17 protein-coding genes are annotated in these 18,957 nt (G+C 40.8%); 7 read left to right on the top strand and 10 right to left on the bottom strand.

Annotation, left to right across the window (positions count from 1 at the left end):
* Positions 1-3 precede the first annotated feature (3 nt).
* From FY557_RS02645 to FY557_RS02635, 3 genes are all read right to left on the bottom strand, one after another.
* Positions 4-819 (bottom strand): ferritin-like domain-containing protein, encoded by an 816-nt coding sequence (locus FY557_RS02645; RefSeq protein ID WP_149245742.1) that lies wholly within the window; start codon positions 817-819, stop codon positions 4-6.
* A 24-nt stretch (positions 820-843) separates the two neighbouring features.
* Positions 844-1,551, bottom strand: a complete 708-nt coding sequence (locus FY557_RS02640; RefSeq protein WP_149245741.1) for a ferritin-like domain-containing protein — start codon at positions 1,549-1,551, stop codon at positions 844-846.
* An 85-nt stretch (positions 1,552-1,636) separates the two neighbouring features.
* Positions 1,637-2,206, bottom strand: coding sequence for a fasciclin domain-containing protein (locus FY557_RS02635; protein WP_149245740.1), 570 nt, complete (start codon positions 2,204-2,206; stop codon positions 1,637-1,639).
* Between the two features lie 287 nt (positions 2,207-2,493).
* Between FY557_RS02635 and FY557_RS02630 the strand changes: the two genes are divergently transcribed.
* On the top strand, positions 2,494-3,063 hold the full coding sequence (locus FY557_RS02630; RefSeq protein ID WP_228451677.1) for an RNA polymerase sigma factor: 570 nt from the start codon (positions 2,494-2,496) through the stop codon (positions 3,061-3,063).
* A gap of 1 nt (position 3,064) precedes the next feature.
* Positions 3,065-3,874, top strand: a complete 810-nt coding sequence (locus tag FY557_RS02625; protein WP_149245739.1) for an anti-sigma factor domain-containing protein — start codon at positions 3,065-3,067, stop codon at positions 3,872-3,874.
* Between the two features lie 114 nt (positions 3,875-3,988).
* Here the strand turns inward: FY557_RS02625 and FY557_RS02620 are convergent, their stop codons facing one another.
* Positions 3,989-4,450: a hypothetical protein gene (locus tag FY557_RS02620; RefSeq protein ID WP_149245738.1), complete on the bottom strand. Its 462-nt coding sequence runs from the start codon at positions 4,448-4,450 to the stop codon at positions 3,989-3,991.
* A 269-nt stretch (positions 4,451-4,719) separates the two neighbouring features.
* Between FY557_RS02620 and FY557_RS02615 the strand changes: the two genes are divergently transcribed.
* Positions 4,720-5,670, top strand: coding sequence for an aldo/keto reductase (locus FY557_RS02615; RefSeq protein WP_149245737.1), 951 nt, complete (start codon positions 4,720-4,722; stop codon positions 5,668-5,670).
* 309 nt (positions 5,671-5,979) lie between these two features.
* On the opposite strand, the gene FY557_RS02610 is transcribed toward FY557_RS02615, so the two are convergent.
* Together FY557_RS02610 and FY557_RS02605 are read right to left on the bottom strand one after the other, a co-directional pair.
* Positions 5,980-7,824 (bottom strand): chloride channel protein, encoded by a 1,845-nt coding sequence (locus FY557_RS02610; RefSeq protein WP_149245736.1) that lies wholly within the window; start codon positions 7,822-7,824, stop codon positions 5,980-5,982.
* 66 nt (positions 7,825-7,890) lie between these two features.
* Entirely contained in the window at positions 7,891-9,168 is a 1,278-nt protein-coding gene (locus tag FY557_RS02605) for an NAD(P)/FAD-dependent oxidoreductase (protein ID WP_149245735.1), read from the bottom strand.
* Between the two features lie 151 nt (positions 9,169-9,319).
* Here FY557_RS02605 and FY557_RS02600 point away from each other — a divergent pair, with 151 nt between their 5' ends.
* The 3 genes from FY557_RS02600 to FY557_RS02590 all read left to right on the top strand — a co-directional run bounded on the left by FY557_RS02600 (position 9,320) and on the right by FY557_RS02590 (position 14,507).
* On the top strand, positions 9,320-10,309 hold the full coding sequence (locus FY557_RS02600) for an aldo/keto reductase (protein ID WP_149245734.1): 990 nt from the start codon (positions 9,320-9,322) through the stop codon (positions 10,307-10,309).
* Between the two features lie 295 nt (positions 10,310-10,604).
* A complete protein-coding gene (locus tag FY557_RS02595; protein WP_149245733.1) occupies positions 10,605-13,790 on the top strand; it encodes a TonB-dependent receptor in 3,186 nt (1,061 codons plus the stop codon).
* Between the two features lie 162 nt (positions 13,791-13,952).
* The gene (locus FY557_RS02590; protein ID WP_149245732.1) at positions 13,953-14,507 is read left to right on the top strand and encodes an OmpH family outer membrane protein; all 555 of its coding nucleotides are present in this window, start codon (positions 13,953-13,955) and stop codon (positions 14,505-14,507) included.
* 271 nt (positions 14,508-14,778) lie between these two features.
* Here the strand turns inward: FY557_RS02590 and FY557_RS02585 are convergent, their stop codons facing one another.
* Together FY557_RS02585 and FY557_RS02580 are read right to left on the bottom strand one after the other, a co-directional pair.
* Entirely contained in the window at positions 14,779-14,949 is a 171-nt protein-coding gene (locus tag FY557_RS02585) for a lmo0937 family membrane protein (protein ID WP_146939471.1), read from the bottom strand.
* Positions 14,950-15,074: 125 nt separating this feature from the next.
* Entirely contained in the window at positions 15,075-15,881 is an 807-nt protein-coding gene (locus FY557_RS02580) for a Cof-type HAD-IIB family hydrolase (protein WP_149245731.1), read from the bottom strand.
* A 235-nt stretch (positions 15,882-16,116) separates the two neighbouring features.
* Here FY557_RS02580 and FY557_RS02575 point away from each other — a divergent pair, with 235 nt between their 5' ends.
* Complete coding sequence (locus FY557_RS02575) at positions 16,117-16,572, top strand: PA2169 family four-helix-bundle protein (protein ID WP_149245730.1); 456 nt, start codon at positions 16,117-16,119, stop codon at positions 16,570-16,572.
* 67 nt (positions 16,573-16,639) lie between these two features.
* Here the strand turns inward: FY557_RS02575 and map are convergent, their stop codons facing one another.
* Entirely contained in the window at positions 16,640-17,404 is a 765-nt protein-coding gene (gene map / locus FY557_RS02570; RefSeq protein ID WP_149245729.1) for a type I methionyl aminopeptidase, read from the bottom strand.
* A gap of 639 nt (positions 17,405-18,043) precedes the next feature.
* Positions 18,044-18,724 (bottom strand): XRE family transcriptional regulator, encoded by a 681-nt coding sequence (locus FY557_RS02565; protein ID WP_149245728.1) that lies wholly within the window; start codon positions 18,722-18,724, stop codon positions 18,044-18,046.
* Positions 18,725-18,957: the final 233 nt, after the last annotated feature.

Here is an 18,957-nt window from a genome sequence, read left to right as displayed (position 1 = left end):
TGATCAGACAATAAACAATCCTGCAATTGTCTGAGCGTCACTACCACTTAAAACTTCGTCATAAGCTGCAGAACCTGCTGCTGCTCCGAACGCAGTACTTGTATTGAAACCGGCTTGGTTTACATTATCTTCTCCAGCGTAAACCGGGTTGGTTGCCGCAGGCATGTTGCCTCCGTTTGCCAATTCGATCCAGCCTTTATTTGCTCTCATCCTTCTTACCTGTGAAGCATGTCTTGCCTCTACAGAGTGAATCTGTAATGCAGCCTGCAATACGGTTTTATTGGACATTACGTTTCCGGCCTGTCCTTTATACGCTCTTACTCCGGTGTCTTCAAACGCCTGGGCAAGAGTAAGGAACTGACTGTAACTGGTGAAAGGAGTGAAATTACCTTTTGCGGTAAAATCGAAAGTCGGCTTAGCTCCCGGAGCTGTTCCTAAAGAAGTCAGTGTACTTTTCAGGAATGCCACGTGAGCAGTTTCGTGTTTTGAAATCTGCTGAAAAACCGTTCTGTCTGAATTTGGGATTAAACCTGCAGTGTTTAATCCTATTCTATAATATTCATCTTCAAGATATTCCAGTACTAAAGCCAATTGTAAGGCGTCAGTCAGTGTACTTTTGAAGAAGGTTGCGTTTTTCTGGTTATCTACGGTTTCTGCTTTGGCAGGTGTACTCATTAAGGCTCCCAGTCCTAGCGGAAGTGCAGCAACTGCCGCTTTTTTACCGAATGATGAAATATTGGTTAGAGTTTCCAATCTTGAAGTTTCTGTAGTGAAAAATTTATCGTCAGAAAGCTTATCTAGTAATTTAAGAATGTTCATAATGTAATTTTTTGAAGTGAATAATTAACCGATTCCCTGTTCTTTCCAAGTAAAAGGTGTTTTGATGAATCCTCCTGCTACCGATACGATGTCTTTCGGCTCTTTTGCAAGATCCAGTCCGTTCGAATCAATCACATCATCACCTGAGAACGCTGCCGTTCCGGGGTTAATCAGGTTTCTGATTGCAGAAGCATGTCTTGCTTCTACGGAAACGATTTTTCCTGCAATTACAAGATAATCCGGATTGCTGATGTACTTTCCTGCTCCGTTATAAGCGGCAACCCCGGTGTCTTCAAGGGCTTTCGCCGTTGCCAGTACGGAATTCCTGTCGTTAAAGTTCACATTCGGGTACTGGAACTCAAGCGTTGGCAATACATTGGATGTTGCTCCGCTGATTGCTGTTTTAAAGAAATCTCTGTGGATTACCTCATGATGATACAGATCAGTAAAAATCTCTTTTTCAGCACTTGAAATACCTGAATAGAAATTATTAACCACTTTGGTATAGAAATCAGCCTCCAGCTGCTCCAATGCATATGCATAATTCAGGATACCCACATCTCCTTTTCCAAGATCGAAGACATTCACGTCTACGAATTCGAATTCCTTATCTTCGCAACCGATCAGGGTAAGGCCGGCCATGGCAAGACCTACACCGCTCAGCTTCAAAAAATTTCTTCTGCCTGTATCCAGGGTTGCTCCCTGGTTAGACACATTAATAGTTTTTTTCATAATATTATTTTATTTAAGCGTTAGTATAAACTGATAAAAGAACAAAACAGCATAAAAAAATTATGCTGTTTAAACTAAGAAACCATTACGGCATCAATACCGTGTCTATTACATGAATAACACCATTTGACTGATTTACATCAGCAATCGTTACTTTTGCGTCATTTCCTTTTGAATCCCTTACATAGAGATTTTTTCCTTTTGCCCAGAAAGTCAATTCTTCACCTTGTACGGTTTTCATCATTGCCTTACCGTTTTGGGCTTTCACTTCAGCCCAGATCTGCTTTGCGCTGTATCTTCCCGGAAGAACATGATAGGTTAGAATTTTAGTAAGCATTTCCTTGTTTTCAGGCTTTACAAGATTATCAACCGTTCCCTTCGGAAGTTTTGCAAATGCTGCATCCGTAGGGGCAAATACTGTAAAAGGTCCTGCACCCTGAAGAGTTTCTACCAATCCTGCAGCTTTTACCGCTGCTACTAATGTTTTATGGTCTTTGGAATTTACGGCATTTTCAATAATATTTTTAGAAGGGTACATCGGAGCACCGCCTACCATTACCGTTTTTTCTTTCATTTGTTGAGCTGCTGCCGTTCCGCTGAGAGCGAAAGAAAGAATAACCATTCCTAAAGCAGTGATTTTTGATCTTGTGTTCATTTTTTTATTTTTAAGTTCAATGTTGTATCCGGATGTGTTCTGATTTCATTTACGACAGTGGTTTTGTTTCAGATTTAAAAAAATGAAAAAAAAACAGGATTAAATTTCAATTAATTGATTTACAGTATTTTATTTTTCAAAAATTAATTGAAATATTTATTTTAAATTAATGTTTTTCCATACTTCAGGTATTATCTATGGTTTTTTTTTCAATGATTTAAGAATAATTCAGAATATTGAACAATATGGCTTTAAAATTGTTTGTTATTTACTTTATTTTACTACATTTGGAAACAAAAATATCCACTATTAAAACAAACTATTCGGAAGAGCAGCTTATCGTTTTATTAAAAGATAGAAACGAGACCGGTTTTCATCATTTGTATGATAACTATTCTGGTGCATTATATGGAGTTATCCTCCGAATCGTTCAGTCAAGGGAATATACTGAAGAAATTATTCAGGATGTTTTCGTTAAAATCTGGAATTCCATCAGTCAATATGACGCTTCAAAAGGTCGCTTTTATACCTGGATGATCAATATTGCAAGGAATACCGCGATCGATTATTTAAAATCAAAAAGTTTTCAAAACGAACTTAAAAACCAATCGCTTCCCGATTTCGTATATGATTCTGCAGAGCTTTCAACGACCAATGATTCTTCCGATTTTATCGGATTTAATAAAGTCCTGGAAAATCTGGAAACTGACAAGCAGGAACTTATCAACCTCGCGTATTATCAGGGATACACTCAGCATGAGATCTCCGAAAAACTGAAGATACCCCTGGGGACGGTAAAAACCAAGATGCGGAATGCGCTGATGAAATTAAAAGATTTGCTAAAAGATTATCAATAAATTGAATACGAAAGAGTACATATCATCCGGAATTATAGAATCCTATATTCTAGGTCTTGCTTCGCCAGACGAAGCGGGGATTTTGGAGTGTGTGATGAAGAACAATGCAGAGGTAAAGGCCGCTTTCGAAGAAGCACAGAAAACTTTGGAAGATCTGGCCACAGTACAGGCTGTGACGCCTCCAACGGATTTAAAATCAAAAATCTGGAACAAAATACAGCAGGAACAGCCTGCTGAAGAAAAACAAACTGTTTTTGCACCGGATATTCCCGTTGCAAGGCCACAGGAGAAAATTAGAATTAAAGGAAACAACAACTGGAAGACTTTTGCCATTGCTGCATCTGTTCTGTTCCTGATCAGTGTTGCCGGAAATCTTTTTTGGATGAATGAACAGTCACAGACGAAAAAAGAAATCGCCGGAATGCAGGAAGAAAAGAAAACCCAGGATTTTGCCATGCAGAAAATGAATCAGAAAATGGAAATGGTTTCCAATCCTGATATGAAAGTGGTGATGCTGAAGGGTGTTGAAAAACATACGGATTCAAAAGCCATGGTTTTCTGGGATAAAAAAACCAAAGCCGTTTATCTGGATGCAGAAAAGCTGCCGAAGGCACCTGAAGGTATGCAGTACCAGCTCTGGGCCATCGCTGACGGAAAACCGGTAAATGCAGGAATGTATACCGAAGAAAAAGACAGCAGAATTGCGTTAGCTAATATTCCGAAAGCACAGGCATTCGCCATTACATTGGAAAAGCAGGGTGGAAGTCCGGTTCCCACTATGGAAAACATGTATGTGATGGGAGAAATTTAATAACTTGAAATTAAATAAAATAAAAAAGATCAGTCTAACAACTGATCTTTTTTATTTACGGCTAAGACCGCTTTGTTAGATTAGACCTTAACTGGGAACTTTAAACAAAAAAACCTATTGCAACAGGTAATAAATCGCAACCCCGATTCCGGTATAAGCCGCAACCGTAATAATATCGGCAATGGGCTGTGAGAAACGTTTCTCCGCGATTTTATCCGCGTTGATCTGATTTTTATGGAATTTCAGAACTCTTTTGGGGTTATGAACCGGGTGGGCCACCAAACTGTCACTTTCCCAGCGGTCTACAATAACTTTATAGCTTTTTCCATCTACATCAATCTTAACATTTTTATTGGGCGCAAGTTTTTGCTGAACGTTAACGGGAGCAGGAGATTGTGCATTCATATTCTGGGATTGTGCTCCTGCATTTTTCATCTGCATGTCAACAGCAGACTCGACATTCCTCCGGGAGTTATTCTGATTCTCAGCTGCCGGATCTGTCGGCTTTTTAACCTGATAAGTATAGCAGCTTACCAGAACGTATGATAAAATGATAAGATAAATATTCTTTCGCATAAGTCAAATTTAAGAATTAAATACAATATTCGGCGTTTTCTTTTGAAGATTACGTTTGAGATCACTCAATAATGTTGGGAACGCAAGGAAGCAAAAGTTTTTAAATAACTTTATGTTTTTAAGGTGCAAGGATTTAAAACTCTTGGGGCTTTGCGTTTCCAATATGAAAAGTTCGATAATTAATCTGTGACTGACCTACTCAGCCAACATTCAAAAATAAATTCAGTATATTTAGGTTAGTTTTATAGTATTAACCACAAAATAAATTTATGGAAAAAAGAACCGTTAAAAATACCGATTTGTCTGTTGCTCCGATTAATTTCGGAGGAAATGTTTTCGGATGGACCCTGGATGAAAAACAATCTTTTGAAGTCCTGGACAGATTCTTCGATAAGGGCTTTAATTTCATTGATACGGCCGATACCTATTCCTGGTGGGTCAACGGTAAAGGCGGGCAGTCTGAGGAAATCATCGGTAAATGGATGAAGAGCCGCGGTAACCGGAACAATCTGGTCATTGCGACAAAGGTAGGGTCCGAAACCAAGGAGCACGGCTACGACATCAGCCGTAAACATATTCTGAAATCGGTAGACGAATCGCTGCAAAGACTTCAGACTGATCACATCGACCTGTATTATACCCATTTCGACGACAAACAGACGCCGGTAGAAGAAATATTATCGGCTTACGATGAAGTGATAAAAGCGGGTAAAGTACGCTTTATTGCCGCTTCCAATGTTTCACCGGAAAGACTTAAGGAATCTTTTAACGCAGCCGAAGAACATAACCTTCCGAAATATGTCGCCTTACAGCCACATTACAATTTAATGGAAAGAGAAGGCTTTGAAAATAATTATGCGCCTATAGCTGAAGAATACAGATTGAGCGTTTTTCCGTACTGGTCTCTTGCAGCGGGCTTTCTTACCGGCAAATACCGTGATGAATCTGACCTTTCCAAAAGCCAGCGGGGAGAAGGGGCAAGGAAATACCTGAATCCGAAAGGCCTGGAAGTTTTAAAAGTGCTGGATGAAATCAGCAGCAGGCACCACTCAAAACCGGCAACAGTTGCATTGGCCTGGCTATTATCCAACCCGCTGATCACCGCACCGATCGTAAGTGCCACCAGCGAATCCCAGCTGGAAACTTTATTTGCCGCCCCGGAACTTCATCTGGATCACGAAGATATTGAACTGCTGAATAAAGCTTCCGATTTTAAGTAACATAAACCACCGGATTACAAACAGGTTAATAGGACGCAAGAAAGAAAAAGGAAGTTTTCTCCACATAACTGTTATTATTTTTATGCCTGCTCTGTTTGCCATCCCCATGTGATTCCGACAAATTATATTGGGAAGCAAAGGAAAAGTTCATATCTTATTCTGATGTGTTCTAAAATGTTCTTTAAAGCATTAATCTAAACCTTATCTGACTAACGTGTCAAAGAAATCTTAATCTATTTTTACACATAAAAAATCCGCCCGGAAAATTTCTGAGCGGATTTTATTTAATTATATAAATCATACCTGGTTCTATTCCGAATATTCTTTCAGCAACTGCCGGTAACTCATCAGAATAGTAGATTTTGAGATAAAACCGATGAAGATATTGTTTTCATTTACTACCGGGAGATTCCACACCCCGGTGTCATCAAAAGCCTGAAGGATTTCCAGTGGCTGGTTTTCAGGATGGATTACTGCGGGCGGGGTCTTCATGATCTGGGTAATGCTGGCGGAAACTTCCGTATTCGTAAACAGGTAAGGGCGGATGTCATCCAGCGTTAAAATTCCACGAAGAATCTTTTCCGAATTCACAACGGCAAATATGTTTTTGTTTCCGTTTTTTACGAGGTCAAATAATTCCGTAATTGGAGCATTTTCATTGACGGACTGGGAATAACGGTCGATAAATTCTTCTGTTTTTAGGGAAAACAATAAATTCTTGTCATGTTTGTTTGTGAAAATTTTTCCCTGGTCGGCAAGCGATTTCAGTTCAGGAGAAATAGGGGAGAACCATTTGGCAATCAGGTAAGAGATGATAGAAACGATCATCAACGGAATAAACAGGTCGTAGCCGAAGCTCGATTCTGCAATCAGGAAAATAGCGGTCAGAGGAGCATACATTACGCCGCTCATCGCTCCGGCCATCCCAACCAGCACCAGATTGGTAACGGGCACATCTGCGAAACCAATTTGCTGGCAGATAATGGCAAACAGATAGCCTACGGTTCCGCCGGCAAAAAGTGAAGGGGCAAAATTCCCGCCGTTTCCGCCGCTGAAAATTGTAAAAGAAGTAGCGAAAGCCTTCAACAATAAAACAAGAATCAGGAAAATAATAATCGTAAAATTTTTGATCTCAAAATACCTGAAAAAGCTGTTCTGGATAATGTTGTGCGTATTTCCGTTGGTAAAGGCTTTTACCGTATCGTAACCCTCTCCGAACAGAGGCGGAAAAAGGACACACAGCAAGGAAAGCACGGCGCCGCCAAACATTGCCTTTCTTATTCGCGACATCTTCAGCTCTTTGATAAAATGCTCGACTTTCTTCGAAACAAGGACAAAATACCGGGCATACAATCCGGTAACGATCCCTAAGATAAAATAATACGGAACATTTTTATAATTGAATGCTTCACGCGTATAAAACCTGAAAAGCACATCTTCCTGCAGAAGGATACGGGATAAAAGGCTTCCGCAAACGGCCGCTACTACCAGAGGAATAAAATCGGTAAAGACTACGCCCGTAAGCAGGATCTCAAACGCAAACATAATCCCGGCAATCGGTGCATTGAATGCCGAGGCAATCCCGGCGGTAGCTCCGGCGGCGAGCAATAAGGTCCGTTCTTTATAGCTCAGGCGGTAAGTCTGGGCAAAATTGGATCCGATGGCAGCGCCCGTAACGGCAATCGGGCTTTCCAGCCCGGCAGAACCTCCCAATCCTACCGTAACTGCACTTTGGACAATCTGGGAATACATTTTTACCGAAGAAACAATACTGGAATTCTGGGCAATTTCATAAAGAATGACGCCGATTCCTTTCCGGTCCTGGCCTTTAAATATCGTTAAAACAATCAGGGTCGTCAGTACAATTCCCAGAAAGGGAAAGATCACATAAAAGAGGATCTGGTATTCGAAATGGACTTCGGTGGTGATAAAATGATGAATGTTATGCACCAGGGTTTTAAGTACAACGCCCGCAAGGCCTGCCGAACAGCCGACCAGGATTCCGGATAATACAAGAAACTGATTCCGGCTGAGCCTGTTGTTAAGCCAATGCAGAATAATCTCGTAACTGCGTGCTTTTTCAAGTCCATATTTCTGAAAGTCTCTCTTAAACTTCAGGAAGCTCAGAAACTTTTTTTTATTATGAATATTCACTCTCAGGAAATTTTAACCGCAACCGAATTGTTACGGCCCGTAAATTTATGAAATATATCAGGAACTTTAAAATTGTTCGTACTGGCCGGTCTCTTTTTTCGGGCGTAAAATAAGTCGGATGGATGGGTTATTCGTGATAAAAAGTCTAAGCCAGTTGAATGCCAGACGCGCTTTGCTCCTGAAGGTAACAAGTGGGATAATGTGGATAAAAAGCCAGGTAAGCCAGGCAATAAATCCTTTGTATGAAAACTTCGGAAGGTCTACTACGGCATCAAATTTTGAGATGATCGCCATACTTCCTTTATTGTTATATTTAAAAGGAAGCTGCACCTTTTCTTCCTCGATTCTTTTTAAATTTTTTCCCAGATTAAGAGCATGCTGAATCGCCACCTGGGCCAGCTGCGGATGTCCTTTCGGGAAATCTTCATCCGTAAGCTGCAAGGAGATATCTCCCAAAGCGTAAATATTTTTCATACCCTGTACTTTATTGTAAGCGTCTACAAGTATCCTTCTTCCTTTCCCTATGCTTTCGGCAGGCAATCCGGGAACTTCACGGCCGATAACCCCGGAAGTCCAGATCAGGGTTTCTGTATCAATGGTTCGTCCGTCGGCTAAAATCACTTTCTGGTCTACATAATCTTTTACGGCAACATTCAGGATAATTTTAACCCCTAATTTGGTAAGCCGTTCATGAGCCGCTTCCTGAGCAGTTTTACTCATCGGTGAAAGCAAAGTCGGAAGGGCATCGATCAGGTAAATATTGGAAAGGCTGAGTTTGATTTCCGGATATTCTTTTTCAGCTATATAACTGCCCATTTCGGCAATCATCCCGGCAAGCTCCACACCTGTCGGGCCGCCTCCGGCGATCACGATATTCTGTAATTTCTGCGCTTTTTTAATGTCTTTATTCCTTGCCGCTTCTTCAAGAGTAAGCAGCATGTAATTTCGGAGGTATAGAGCCTCATCGATGGTTTTCATCGACAGTGAACATTTTTTTACATTTTCCATACCGAAATAATTGGTTTCCGTACCCAGTGCCAGAACCAGGTAATCGTATTGAAGGATACCGTTATCCGTTTCTAGGGCATTATGCTCATGGTCAACTCTTACGATACTTCCCATGTGGAAATTAACGTTTTTGTATTTTGAAATCATTTTCCGGAAAGGATAGCTGATATTGGAAGCTTCAATAAATGAAGTGGCCACCTGGTAGATGAGCGGCGGAAAAAAATGGTAATTGTTCTTATCGACCAGTGTAATTCTGAATCGTTTGTCATTCACCAGAGATTTGATCAGGTTGATGCCTGCGAAACCTCCGCCTACGATAACGATGTGTTTTTTCATATATAATGATTTGTAATGGTCTGAAATAAGCTTCAAGAATAACGCCAAAGAAAAGATTGTGGTACTTATTACAGCGGCTAAACCGGACAGTCGGGAATTCCCTGCACGATGTTTGTATCCTATACCGGACCAAATCTTAAATAACAATATAATGAAATCAGACATTTTAACGGAAAAACATCAGCTGGGTTTAGGCGGAGTCGCTATCGGTACTGCCTTTGAATCCCTGACCGACGGAGAATCGTATGAAGTCTTACAGAAAGCCTGGGATCTTGGAATCCGCTATTACGATACCTCACCGTGGTACGGCCTTACGAAAAGTGAAAGAAGGTTCGGGAATTTCCTGCACAGTCAGAACCGGGAAGATTTTGTACTTTCTACCAAAGTGGGCCGCCTGTTTGTGGAAGTTCCTGAAGATGAAGTGCCGCCAACGATGTGGCAGGATCCTTTACCTTTCGATTTTGAACATAATTATACCGCGGATGCCATCAAAAGATCTATTGAGGAAAGTCTGGAAAGAACGAGATTGAGCCATATCGATATCGTGTATGTGCATGACCTTTCCGAGGACCAGGTGGGCGACCGGTATGATTATTTTTTAAAACAGGCCAGAGCCGGAGCTTTTAAAGTATTATCGGAGCTTCGTGATCAGGGCGTAATCAAAGCCTGGGGAATGGGCGTCAATAAAATAGAGCCGATCCTGGACTGCCTGGATTCTGCCGATCCCGACATCTGCCTTTCAGCGACCCAATACTCAATCCTGGACCATGAAGAAGCGGTTGACCGCCTGCTTCCTGCCGTAAAAAAAGCAGGTGTAAAGCTGGTTTCCGGAGCCGGATACAATTCCGGATTTATCAATGGCAGGCCGAGATACAATTATAAAGATGTCATCCCGAAAGGAATGATGGAAAAACGTGAAAAAATAAGCGACATTGCCAAAAGATACGGTACGACGATTACCCATGCGGCGCTTCAGTTTGTGCTCGCCGCCGATGAATTCGTATCGATTATCCCGGGAGCCAGCAAGCCGGAGCAGGTAGAAGATAATGTAAAAGCCTGGAAAGAAAGTATTCCTTCCGACTTCTGGAAAGAACTGCAATCCGAAGGGCTGATCTACGAAAAAGCCCAGGTTCCTAACTAATCAGCAAAGACATTAAATTCCATGCCTTCCAAGCGGAAGGCTTTTTTATTTCAGGGACTTAAACTTACGGTTAAAAAAAAATTAAATTAAACTTAAAGCACCAAATCCCTGTCAACATTGAATTTTTCATAAAATTAATATCTGAAAAAATATAAAACGTCATATCCAAATAAAGCATTTTAATTTTTTTTTAAGGAACCGTTAAATATTTTGTTACGGAATGTTATCCCTATGTTAACGGCCTCAAAATGCACTTCTGAATAATTTTGCGATACAATTTTGAAGTATTAAAAAAATGAAAAAAATAATCTGTGCGATTGCATTATTATCTTTCAGCCTTGCTTTTTCGCAGGAAACCAGCTCTAAAATTTTCGGGAGACTGAGAGGGACCTCTTCCGAAATGACCATTAAAGTTACCCACGTCCCAACCAACAGCAGCTTTGAAACCAAGTCCAGCAAAAATGGACAGTTCAGCTTGGACAACCTGCAGCCGGGCGGTCCTTACATCATTCAGGTAACCGACGGCACAAAAGTGGTATATTCCAACAACAATGTGCAGCTTTCCCTGGGAAACAACGATCTTCCGGTAGTGGAACTGGGCAGCAATGAGAAAATAATTGATGAAGTAAAGCTGACTTCCAAAAGAACCACAGCCGCTAAATTCGGGGTGGGCATCAGCCAGGCACAGATTTCAGGATTGCCGAATATCAACCGGGGCATTCAGGATGTTACGAAGCTCGTTCCTCAAAGTGCCAATAATTCCTTCAATGGAACCAATTTCAGATATAATAACGTCACCATCGATGGTTCTATTAATAACGACGCCATTGGATTCAGCCCTTCTCTAGGCGGACAGACCGGGACCTCGGGAATGCCGGGAAGCAGCACGCGGTCCAATTCCATCAGTCTCGATGCCATCCAGGATGTGCAGGTCTACATTGCGCCTTATGATGTAAAATTAGGAAATTTCTTAGGGGGAAGCATCAATGCCGTTACCCGCAGCGGAAGCAATAATGTAGAAGGATCTCTATATTTCTACGGCAGAAATGCGGCCATTACAGGGAGAAACAGAGTGGGAGACAATTCCGAAATGCCGAATTCATTCGGAGATTTTATTTACGGTGGAAGGGTCGGACTGCCTGTGATTAAGGATAAGCTTTTCCTGTTCACGAATATGGAATATACGAAAAGAACGGATCCGGTTTTCTATAATGCCGGAGACCAAGGATCGCTGGTAAATGGTAACGTTGCCCAACAGATTTCGGATTTCGTAAGAACCAAATACGGTTTCAATACCGGAAGCTTCGATCAGTACACCAATTTTTCCGAAAGCTCTAAGCTATTTAATAAATTAGATTGGAAAATTAACGATAAACATACGTTATCCATTAAAAACAATACCGTATTTTCCCATGCTTCCAATCTTGAAAGAGACGCGGCCAACTTCCGTTTCTCCAGCATAGATTTCGTACAGAAAAATACCTCTTCCACCACAACGCTGGAACTAAAGAGCCGTTTTAATGATAAGCTGAACAACAATTTGGTGCTTGGATATTCGTCCATCCATGATTACCGGGACCCAACTTCCCGGAATGCGATGTTCCCGCAGGTGGAAATTGCTTACAACGGCGGAACCATCCTTCTTGGAAACGACCGGGAGGCAACGGTTTTCAATATGAGACAGAAAACTTTTGAAATCACTGATAACCTGACCTATAAAGCAGGGCATCATACTTTTTTACTGGGAACCCACAACGAATTGTATAACATTGATTACGGTTTCGTAAACGCACTGAACGGAAGAATTTCCTATAAGAGCTTAAACGATTTCTATAACTCAAATCCGGCCAGGATCCGCGGAACCTATTCTTTGACAGGAGAAGACCTACAGAACTTATTCGATAATCCCTATGCGCATTATAAAGTAAACCTGTTATCGGCTTATTTTCAGGACGAAATCAACTGGGGAAGTCTGAGACTGACGCCGGGAGTACGGATAGATTATACCGATCTTCCGAACAAGCCGGTATTAAGCCCGAAAGTGACGAGCTCACCTGCTGATCCTTATTACGGAACTACTTATACGTATACAAAATTAGGTGATCTCACCAACGATTACCTGAACAAGCCGACCATTTCCCCGAGATTAGGATTTAATTTAGACCTTACCCAGGACCGGTCGGTTGTCATGAGAGGAGGATCAGGGATTTTTGTGGGAAGAATTCCTTTTGCGTGGATCGGCTACGCATATTATAACGACGGGGTAGGATTCGGAAGCTACGATTACAATGCGCCGACCGCTGCCCAGCTGGCTGCCAACGGAGATCCGCTGGTAAGCGGGAATTTTCCGAAATGGCAGAATTCTTCTAAAGTACAGGTAGATTTAATCGACAACAATTTTAAGATGCCGCGGGTATGGAGAAGCTCATTAGGCTTCGATTATACGCTGTCCGGATATAAATTTACCCTGGAAGGTATTTACACCAAGGTTTTATACGACCTGAGATTCCAGCAGGTGAACAAGACGGATAACGTAACGTATTACAGCTATGATACGAACCACGAAATGCCGGTTTATACGACCAATATCAACAGCAATTTCTCCAATGCCTATATGCTTTCCAATACGAAAGAAGGCTACCGTTACAACCTGACGGCCCAGCTTTCCAAAACCTATAATTTCGGATTGAATTTCTTTGTGGCGTATACTTACGGTGATGCGAAAGACATTACCAACGGGATCCGGAATTCCATGGAGAGCAACTGGCAGATGAACCAGTCCCTGACTCCGAACGATCCTAAACTAACGACCTCCAACTTTGCGATCAAAAACAGGATCGTGGCCAATGTAGGCTATTCCGTTCCGCTTTCCCAGTCGAACAGATTATCGGCCAACGTATACTTTAATGCACAGTCCGGAAACCCTTTCTCCTGGGGATTTGTAAACAGTACGATCGCCGATACCGGGCAGGCAGCTGGTCTTGCTTATATCTTTAAGGATGCCACCGAAGCGGCAAAATATATCGCTCCGGTAAAAGATGCTTCCGGCAGCATCCTGGTAACGGCACAGCAACAGGCAGCCGATTATGAAAAATTCATCAGCGGCAACGAGTACCTGAACAGCAGAAGAGGGAAGTTTACCGAAAGAAACGGTGATTTCACCCCCTGGAACATCCAGGCAGATTTCAGGATTATGGACGAAATAAGATTAAATGAAAAATCAAAAAACACCCTGCAGATTTCATTCAGCATCATCAATGCGACGAACCTGCTGAACAAAGACTGGGGTAAAGTATACTTCGTGCCGAATACCTTTAACTCAACATCGAGTGTCGGTCTTACGAAAGTAGGAAATGTTGCGGCAGGGCAGCCTTCTGCAGGAGATCCGGTTTACAATTTTAAAACACCGGGGCTACCGTACACCATCGATCAGTTGGCTTCGAGATTCCAGGGACAATTGGGAATCCGGTACAACTTCTAATCCGTATTTAATTCATTCTAAAATAGATTATTAAATTCTTTCAAACCCCAAGTCCGGATTTTATCCGGGCTTTTTATATAATTAAATATTATAACTAGGTATGTAGTTATATTTATTATATTTGCTCACTTTAAACAGAAAAATTTTAAAATAATAAAAAAGATGAAAAAGTTAATCACAACATTTTCTTTAGCCGCAGGACTTTTCCTGACTTCAAATTTTGTACACGCACAACAGAAAATAGGACACGTAAATTCTGACGATGTATTCAATAATCTTCCTGAAGCCAAAACGGCGGAAGCGTCTCTCGATACTTTCACGAAAGCAAAGCAGGGTGATATCGAGAAAATGATTACGACGTACCAGACAAAGCTGAAATCGGCACAGGATAAGGAAAAGACCATCAGCGAAGCCAATAAGGAAACGGTGATTAAAGAACTAACCACTGCGCAGACCGAACTTCAGACCTTGGGAAAAGATATAGAAACCGCAAGAACCAAAGCAGCACAGGACATCAGCAAAAAACAGACGGAACTGTTTACCCCGATCCAGCAGAAAGTGGCCACAACCATTTCCGCTGTAGCCAAAGAAAGAGGACTGGCTTATGTATTTGATGTGGCCAGCTCCCAGGGAAGCAATATTGCTTATATGGATGGCGGTGAAGATATTACGTCTGCGGTAAAGGCAAAATTAGGAGTTGCTGGTGGGAAGAAATAATAGAATATAGATCTTTCACAGACCTGCATGGATTTTCATGTATGGTGGCGCACAATTAACAGCTTTCGCAGGTAATAATATGGCTTTGACTCCGCTCCTTCACTGGATTCCGAAAGTCTTAACCAACAGATAAGAAACATCTAGGAAAATATTTATTTTTTATTCTCTTCTTAAAAATCTCATGTCATGAATATGTGTGAAAAGCTTTTGTGAACAATAAAAAAAGCTGGAAACTCGGTTTCCAGCTTTTATTTTTTGCTTATAAATTGGTCTAATCAAGGGGCCTTCTGCCTGAGATCAGATTATAAAGAACCACAACAATGGCAATAACCAACAAGATGTGAACTAAATATCCTGTATCCATTCCAGGTACAATACCCAACATTCCTAAAAGCCACACTACTATACAGATAACTGCGACTAACCATAATATACTTCTCATAATTAAAGATTTTAAGTGATTTGATTTATGGTATACATATACTGTGCCTTTTTTTAAAAAAAATGTTAAAACGAATACCACAAAACAATCAATACTTACTTATTTAATCTGAAAAGATAAAAATATTACAACAGTCCGAAGCGGATAAGTGCCTGTTCTATACCGTGTTCGTCCACTTCGTCCGTCACGAAATCGGCAATATCTTTTACTGTATCATTTGCATTTCCCATTGCAACACCAATTTTTACGAACTTCAGCATGGCAATATCATTGCCTCCGTCTCCGAAAGCCATTGTACCGGCCGTATCAATCCCGAAATATTTACAGAAATTTTCAATGCCCAGCTGTTTGGTAATCCCACCGCCGTTTACGTCTGCAAAAAGCGGCGTCCAGCGTGAAGAAGTACTGTTCGGCATGACCTTCTGCATAAATTCTTCTTCAGCTTCGGGACGCAGAAAAATATTGGCCTGCAATACATTTTCCACATCAATCTGGTCTTTATCGTGAATCGGTGGAACGGGAAGGTTAATATGGGAATACATGCCGACTACCTCAGGCGTCGCATCATTGATCTCCACTTTATTTTCATACATCAGCGAATAGCTCAGCGGCACCTCGCCGGCATATCGGATCAGGCTTTTGATATCCGCAGGATCAATGGTATGCCTGGAAATAAGTTCGCGGGAAGTAGTAACACAATAGGCTCCGTTGAAAGTAATAAAACCATCGAATTCCAGATGACTGATATGACTAAGAGAATTGATCGACCTGCCGGTGGCTACAATAACTTTAATGCCTTTTTCGCGAAGCTTTTCCAGGGCATTCTGTGTAGATTCCGGGATTTTTCCGGTTTTAAAACTAATGAGGGTGCCGTCGATATCAAAAAAGACGGCTTTAATAGAGTGGGGATGATCACTGTCTGGAATATTCATGAAGTATATTTATTTAGATACATAAAAATACGATTTTCTTTTTTCTGATCTGCCTATTGGGAACACATGCCGGGTGATGTTTTTGTTAAATTAAGCTAGAGCTAAAATTGAAAAACAATTAACAGGTAAACTGAAAATGAAATTTTATTTGCAGCCTTTAGGTACCACGAAAAGAAGTTTTCTATTATGAAGGTATGGTTCTTGCAGAATTTCCAACATCACAAAATATCTACTTATGAAAAATCAGGAAGAAATATCCGTCTTGAATGATCTGCTTCACATCACCAACGACCGTATTGAAGGTTTTGGGAAAGTGGAAGGCAAGGTCTGGGAAAATTATCCCGACGTAAAACCGGAATATGCAAAAATGAATTCCCTTACAAAGGTGATGAAAAATGAGCTGATCGATCTTATTACACAAGACGGCGGTGAAGCCGAAGATACGCCATCGGTAGCCGGAGCATTACACAGGACATGGATCGATATCAAAAATTCTTTTACACTCGGAAACAGAGAAGAGTCAACCATCGGAAATGTCATTTTCGGTGAAAAGGCGGCGATTGATGCTTATCAGAATGCCATCGACAGCGGAAAATTAAGCGAGAAAAGCCTGCCGATTGTTTCCGAACATTTGAAGCACATCAGAGATTCTTACCACCAGTTTAAAGGAATCAGCGATTATAAAGATTAATATTCGTACAATCTATCTTTATTAAAACAACTTCTCCAATACAATCGAGAAGTTGTTTTTTATTAGATCAGTTTAATATTCCGTTCATTTCGGTTAAAATAACAGGTTTTCCGTCGGTAATAAGAAGCGTATGTTCGTGCTGCGCCATAAACCCGCCTTTGTTCCCGACCATTGTCCAGCCGTCTTCCAGATCAACAGCAATACTGGATGACGTTGAAATAAAGGTTTCAATCGCTACAACGGAGTTCTTTTTGAACCTTCTGCCGTCAAAACGGTTCCTGTAATTCATCAGTTCGTCCGGCTTTTCATGCAGGCTTCTGCCGATTCCATGGCCGCCTAGATTTTTAATAACTTTAAATCCTCTTTTTTTCGCCTCAGTCTCCATCAGACCACCGATGTCAGCAATTTTCACTCCGCCTTTAATATGATCAATGGCTTTCTTCAGGATATCCCTGGAGGCATCTACCAATTTACGGTGCTTATGAATATCTTCTCCAATAATAAAAGAATTTCCATTGTCGGCCCAGAAGCCCTCCAGTTCCGCCGAAACATCAATATTAATCAGGTCCCCTTCCTGTAAGACTCTTGATTTACTAGGGATTCCATGGCAAAATTCATTTCCGACACTGATGCAGGTCCAGCCGGGAAATCCGTAGGTAAGATAGGGAGCAGAGCGTGCACCGAAATCTGAAAGAATAGACGCTCCATATTCATCCAGGTCTTTGGTTGTCATGCCGGGTCTGGCATATTTTGTCATTTCACGTAAGGCATAGGCGACTGCTTCACCGGCTTTCCGCATTCCGGCCAATTCCTGTTCGTTTGTAATAGACATTTTCTTATTTTTTTTTATGAATTATTTAAACAAAGTTAATGAATTCATTACCGGATTTATCTTTATCACTTTAACTGTGGTACTTATTGTTGAATTAAAGGAATAACAGGCTGGAAAAGGAAGCGGGATACCGGAAGTTCTTACGGTTGATATCATAATCAACAGATTAAGTATTAAAGGTATTTTTAGTTGTTGACTTTGCTCCGGAGCAGCAATTTGTATAAGGAATCATCAGGATTTTGAAATATTGGAACTTCTCAAGAGTTTTATCTATTCTTTAATCTTTAAAAATCCGATTCACTGATTTCTGTATTGTCTTTAGAATCCGCACTTAATACGTTGAAATATGAATACCTGGAAGTCAATGTTGTACCAGTGAATCCATGTTAAGTAAGATTTTATCGGAAATGAAATATTATTAAATCAGAAAAGTCAATGTCCAGATCATCAGATTAAAGAATGATTGTAAATAAGTTATCTTTCAATTTTTTTTGAAAATTAAAATAAAAATAGGGAAGGAGTTAATACTAAAGGGCTTGAAACCAGCCTGTAGAGTATATTTTATTTAAATTTATATGATAAACAGCCACAAATCCGGTAAAGATCTGTGGCTGCTTATATTTTAGATAATTTTTACGGTTAAAAATCTTCCGGAAAAATACCGGTGGCATACTGCCATACTTCAACGATTTCATTTAAAGGAATATCGTAAGGTTTATAAAACGTATTGTCTGAGGCTACCGTAAGTGAGGTTTTATTTTTGGCTCTAAGGCGTTTATAGGTAATGCCGTCATTCAGCGTAATGAAAACGTAGGTATTGCCTGATTTCAGATCATTGATTCCTTCCATATATTTTCCGATAATATAGGATCCGTCCCTGAACGGCGGCATCGAATCGCCATCCGCAGGGAAAGCCCTGAATTTTCCATTTTTCAGAAAAGGCAGCGAAATCGTCTGCAGACTTTCAATATAATCGGGATCGCTGTAACCGCGAAGATAACCCATAGTAGCTTTCTGCGGAACAATTTCAATGCTTTCATTGCCTTGCTGATCCACAACAACTGGCAAAACAATCCGGTTATCCGGAAGTTTCAGCATATCTTTCAGAGAATGTTTCGTTAAATCTACCGAAAGCAAAAGATCGATGCTGACGTTAAAGATTCTGGAAATCCTGATTAGCACATCGACAGGAGGCTTTGACTTTCCGTTTTCATACGAACTGTATCTGGAAGAGGTGATCTGTATCTGCTGGGACAATTCGCGCTGGGTTTTCCCGAGGGTAGCGCGCAAAAGCCTGATATTTTCTGAAAAAACTGACATTTGGAAGGATTAGGATAGCAAAAATACAAAATGTTTTACGGAGCGGCGAATTTTAACCGTTAAAAGATGATCAGCACGGGAAATTAACCAATAAATAAGAAGTTGAAAAATTTCAGGATGTGGTTTCAAAAAGACATCCAATTTAACATAATATAAATTATAGGATTTTTTAATGATTCGAAAACAGGAAATTTTACAGGAAATTTTCTGTTATTTCAACCACTTGATTTAGA

Origin of the sequence: Chryseobacterium sp. SN22 (genome assembly GCF_008329705.1) — a bacterium.
In the GTDB taxonomy this organism is placed as follows: domain Bacteria; phylum Bacteroidota; class Bacteroidia; order Flavobacteriales; family Weeksellaceae; genus Chryseobacterium.
The sequence above is the reverse complement of the archived record's forward strand: the minus strand, read 5'-3'. Positions and strand labels throughout refer to the sequence as shown.

Excerpts from the sequence above, each read along its gene's own strand:
- FY557_RS02645 (WP_149245742.1), bottom strand. The coding sequence starts at position 819 with ATGAACATTCTTAAATTACTAGATAAGCTTTCTGACGATAAATTTTTC.
- FY557_RS02640 (WP_149245741.1), bottom strand. The coding sequence starts at position 1,551 with ATGAAAAAAACTATTAATGTGTCTAACCAGGGAGCAACCCTGGATACA.
- FY557_RS02635 (WP_149245740.1), bottom strand. The coding sequence starts at position 2,206 with ATGAACACAAGATCAAAAATCACTGCTTTAGGAATGGTTATTCTTTCT.
- FY557_RS02620 (WP_149245738.1), bottom strand. The coding sequence starts at position 4,450 with ATGCGAAAGAATATTTATCTTATCATTTTATCATACGTTCTGGTAAGC.
- FY557_RS02615 (WP_149245737.1), top strand. The coding sequence starts at position 4,720 with ATGGAAAAAAGAACCGTTAAAAATACCGATTTGTCTGTTGCTCCGATT.
- FY557_RS02605 (WP_149245735.1), bottom strand. The coding sequence starts at position 9,168 with ATGAAAAAACACATCGTTATCGTAGGCGGAGGTTTCGCAGGCATCAAC.
- FY557_RS02600 (WP_149245734.1), top strand. The coding sequence starts at position 9,320 with ATGAAATCAGACATTTTAACGGAAAAACATCAGCTGGGTTTAGGCGGA.
- FY557_RS02595 (WP_149245733.1), top strand. The coding sequence starts at position 10,605 with ATGAAAAAAATAATCTGTGCGATTGCATTATTATCTTTCAGCCTTGCT.
- FY557_RS02590 (WP_149245732.1), top strand. The coding sequence starts at position 13,953 with ATGAAAAAGTTAATCACAACATTTTCTTTAGCCGCAGGACTTTTCCTG.
- FY557_RS02585 (WP_146939471.1), bottom strand. The coding sequence starts at position 14,949 with ATGAGAAGTATATTATGGTTAGTCGCAGTTATCTGTATAGTAGTGTGG.
- FY557_RS02580 (WP_149245731.1), bottom strand. The coding sequence starts at position 15,881 with ATGAATATTCCAGACAGTGATCATCCCCACTCTATTAAAGCCGTCTTT.
- FY557_RS02575 (WP_149245730.1), top strand. The coding sequence starts at position 16,117 with ATGAAAAATCAGGAAGAAATATCCGTCTTGAATGATCTGCTTCACATC.
- map (WP_149245729.1), bottom strand. The coding sequence starts at position 17,404 with ATGTCTATTACAAACGAACAGGAATTGGCCGGAATGCGGAAAGCCGGT.
- FY557_RS02565 (WP_149245728.1), bottom strand. The coding sequence starts at position 18,724 with ATGTCAGTTTTTTCAGAAAATATCAGGCTTTTGCGCGCTACCCTCGGG.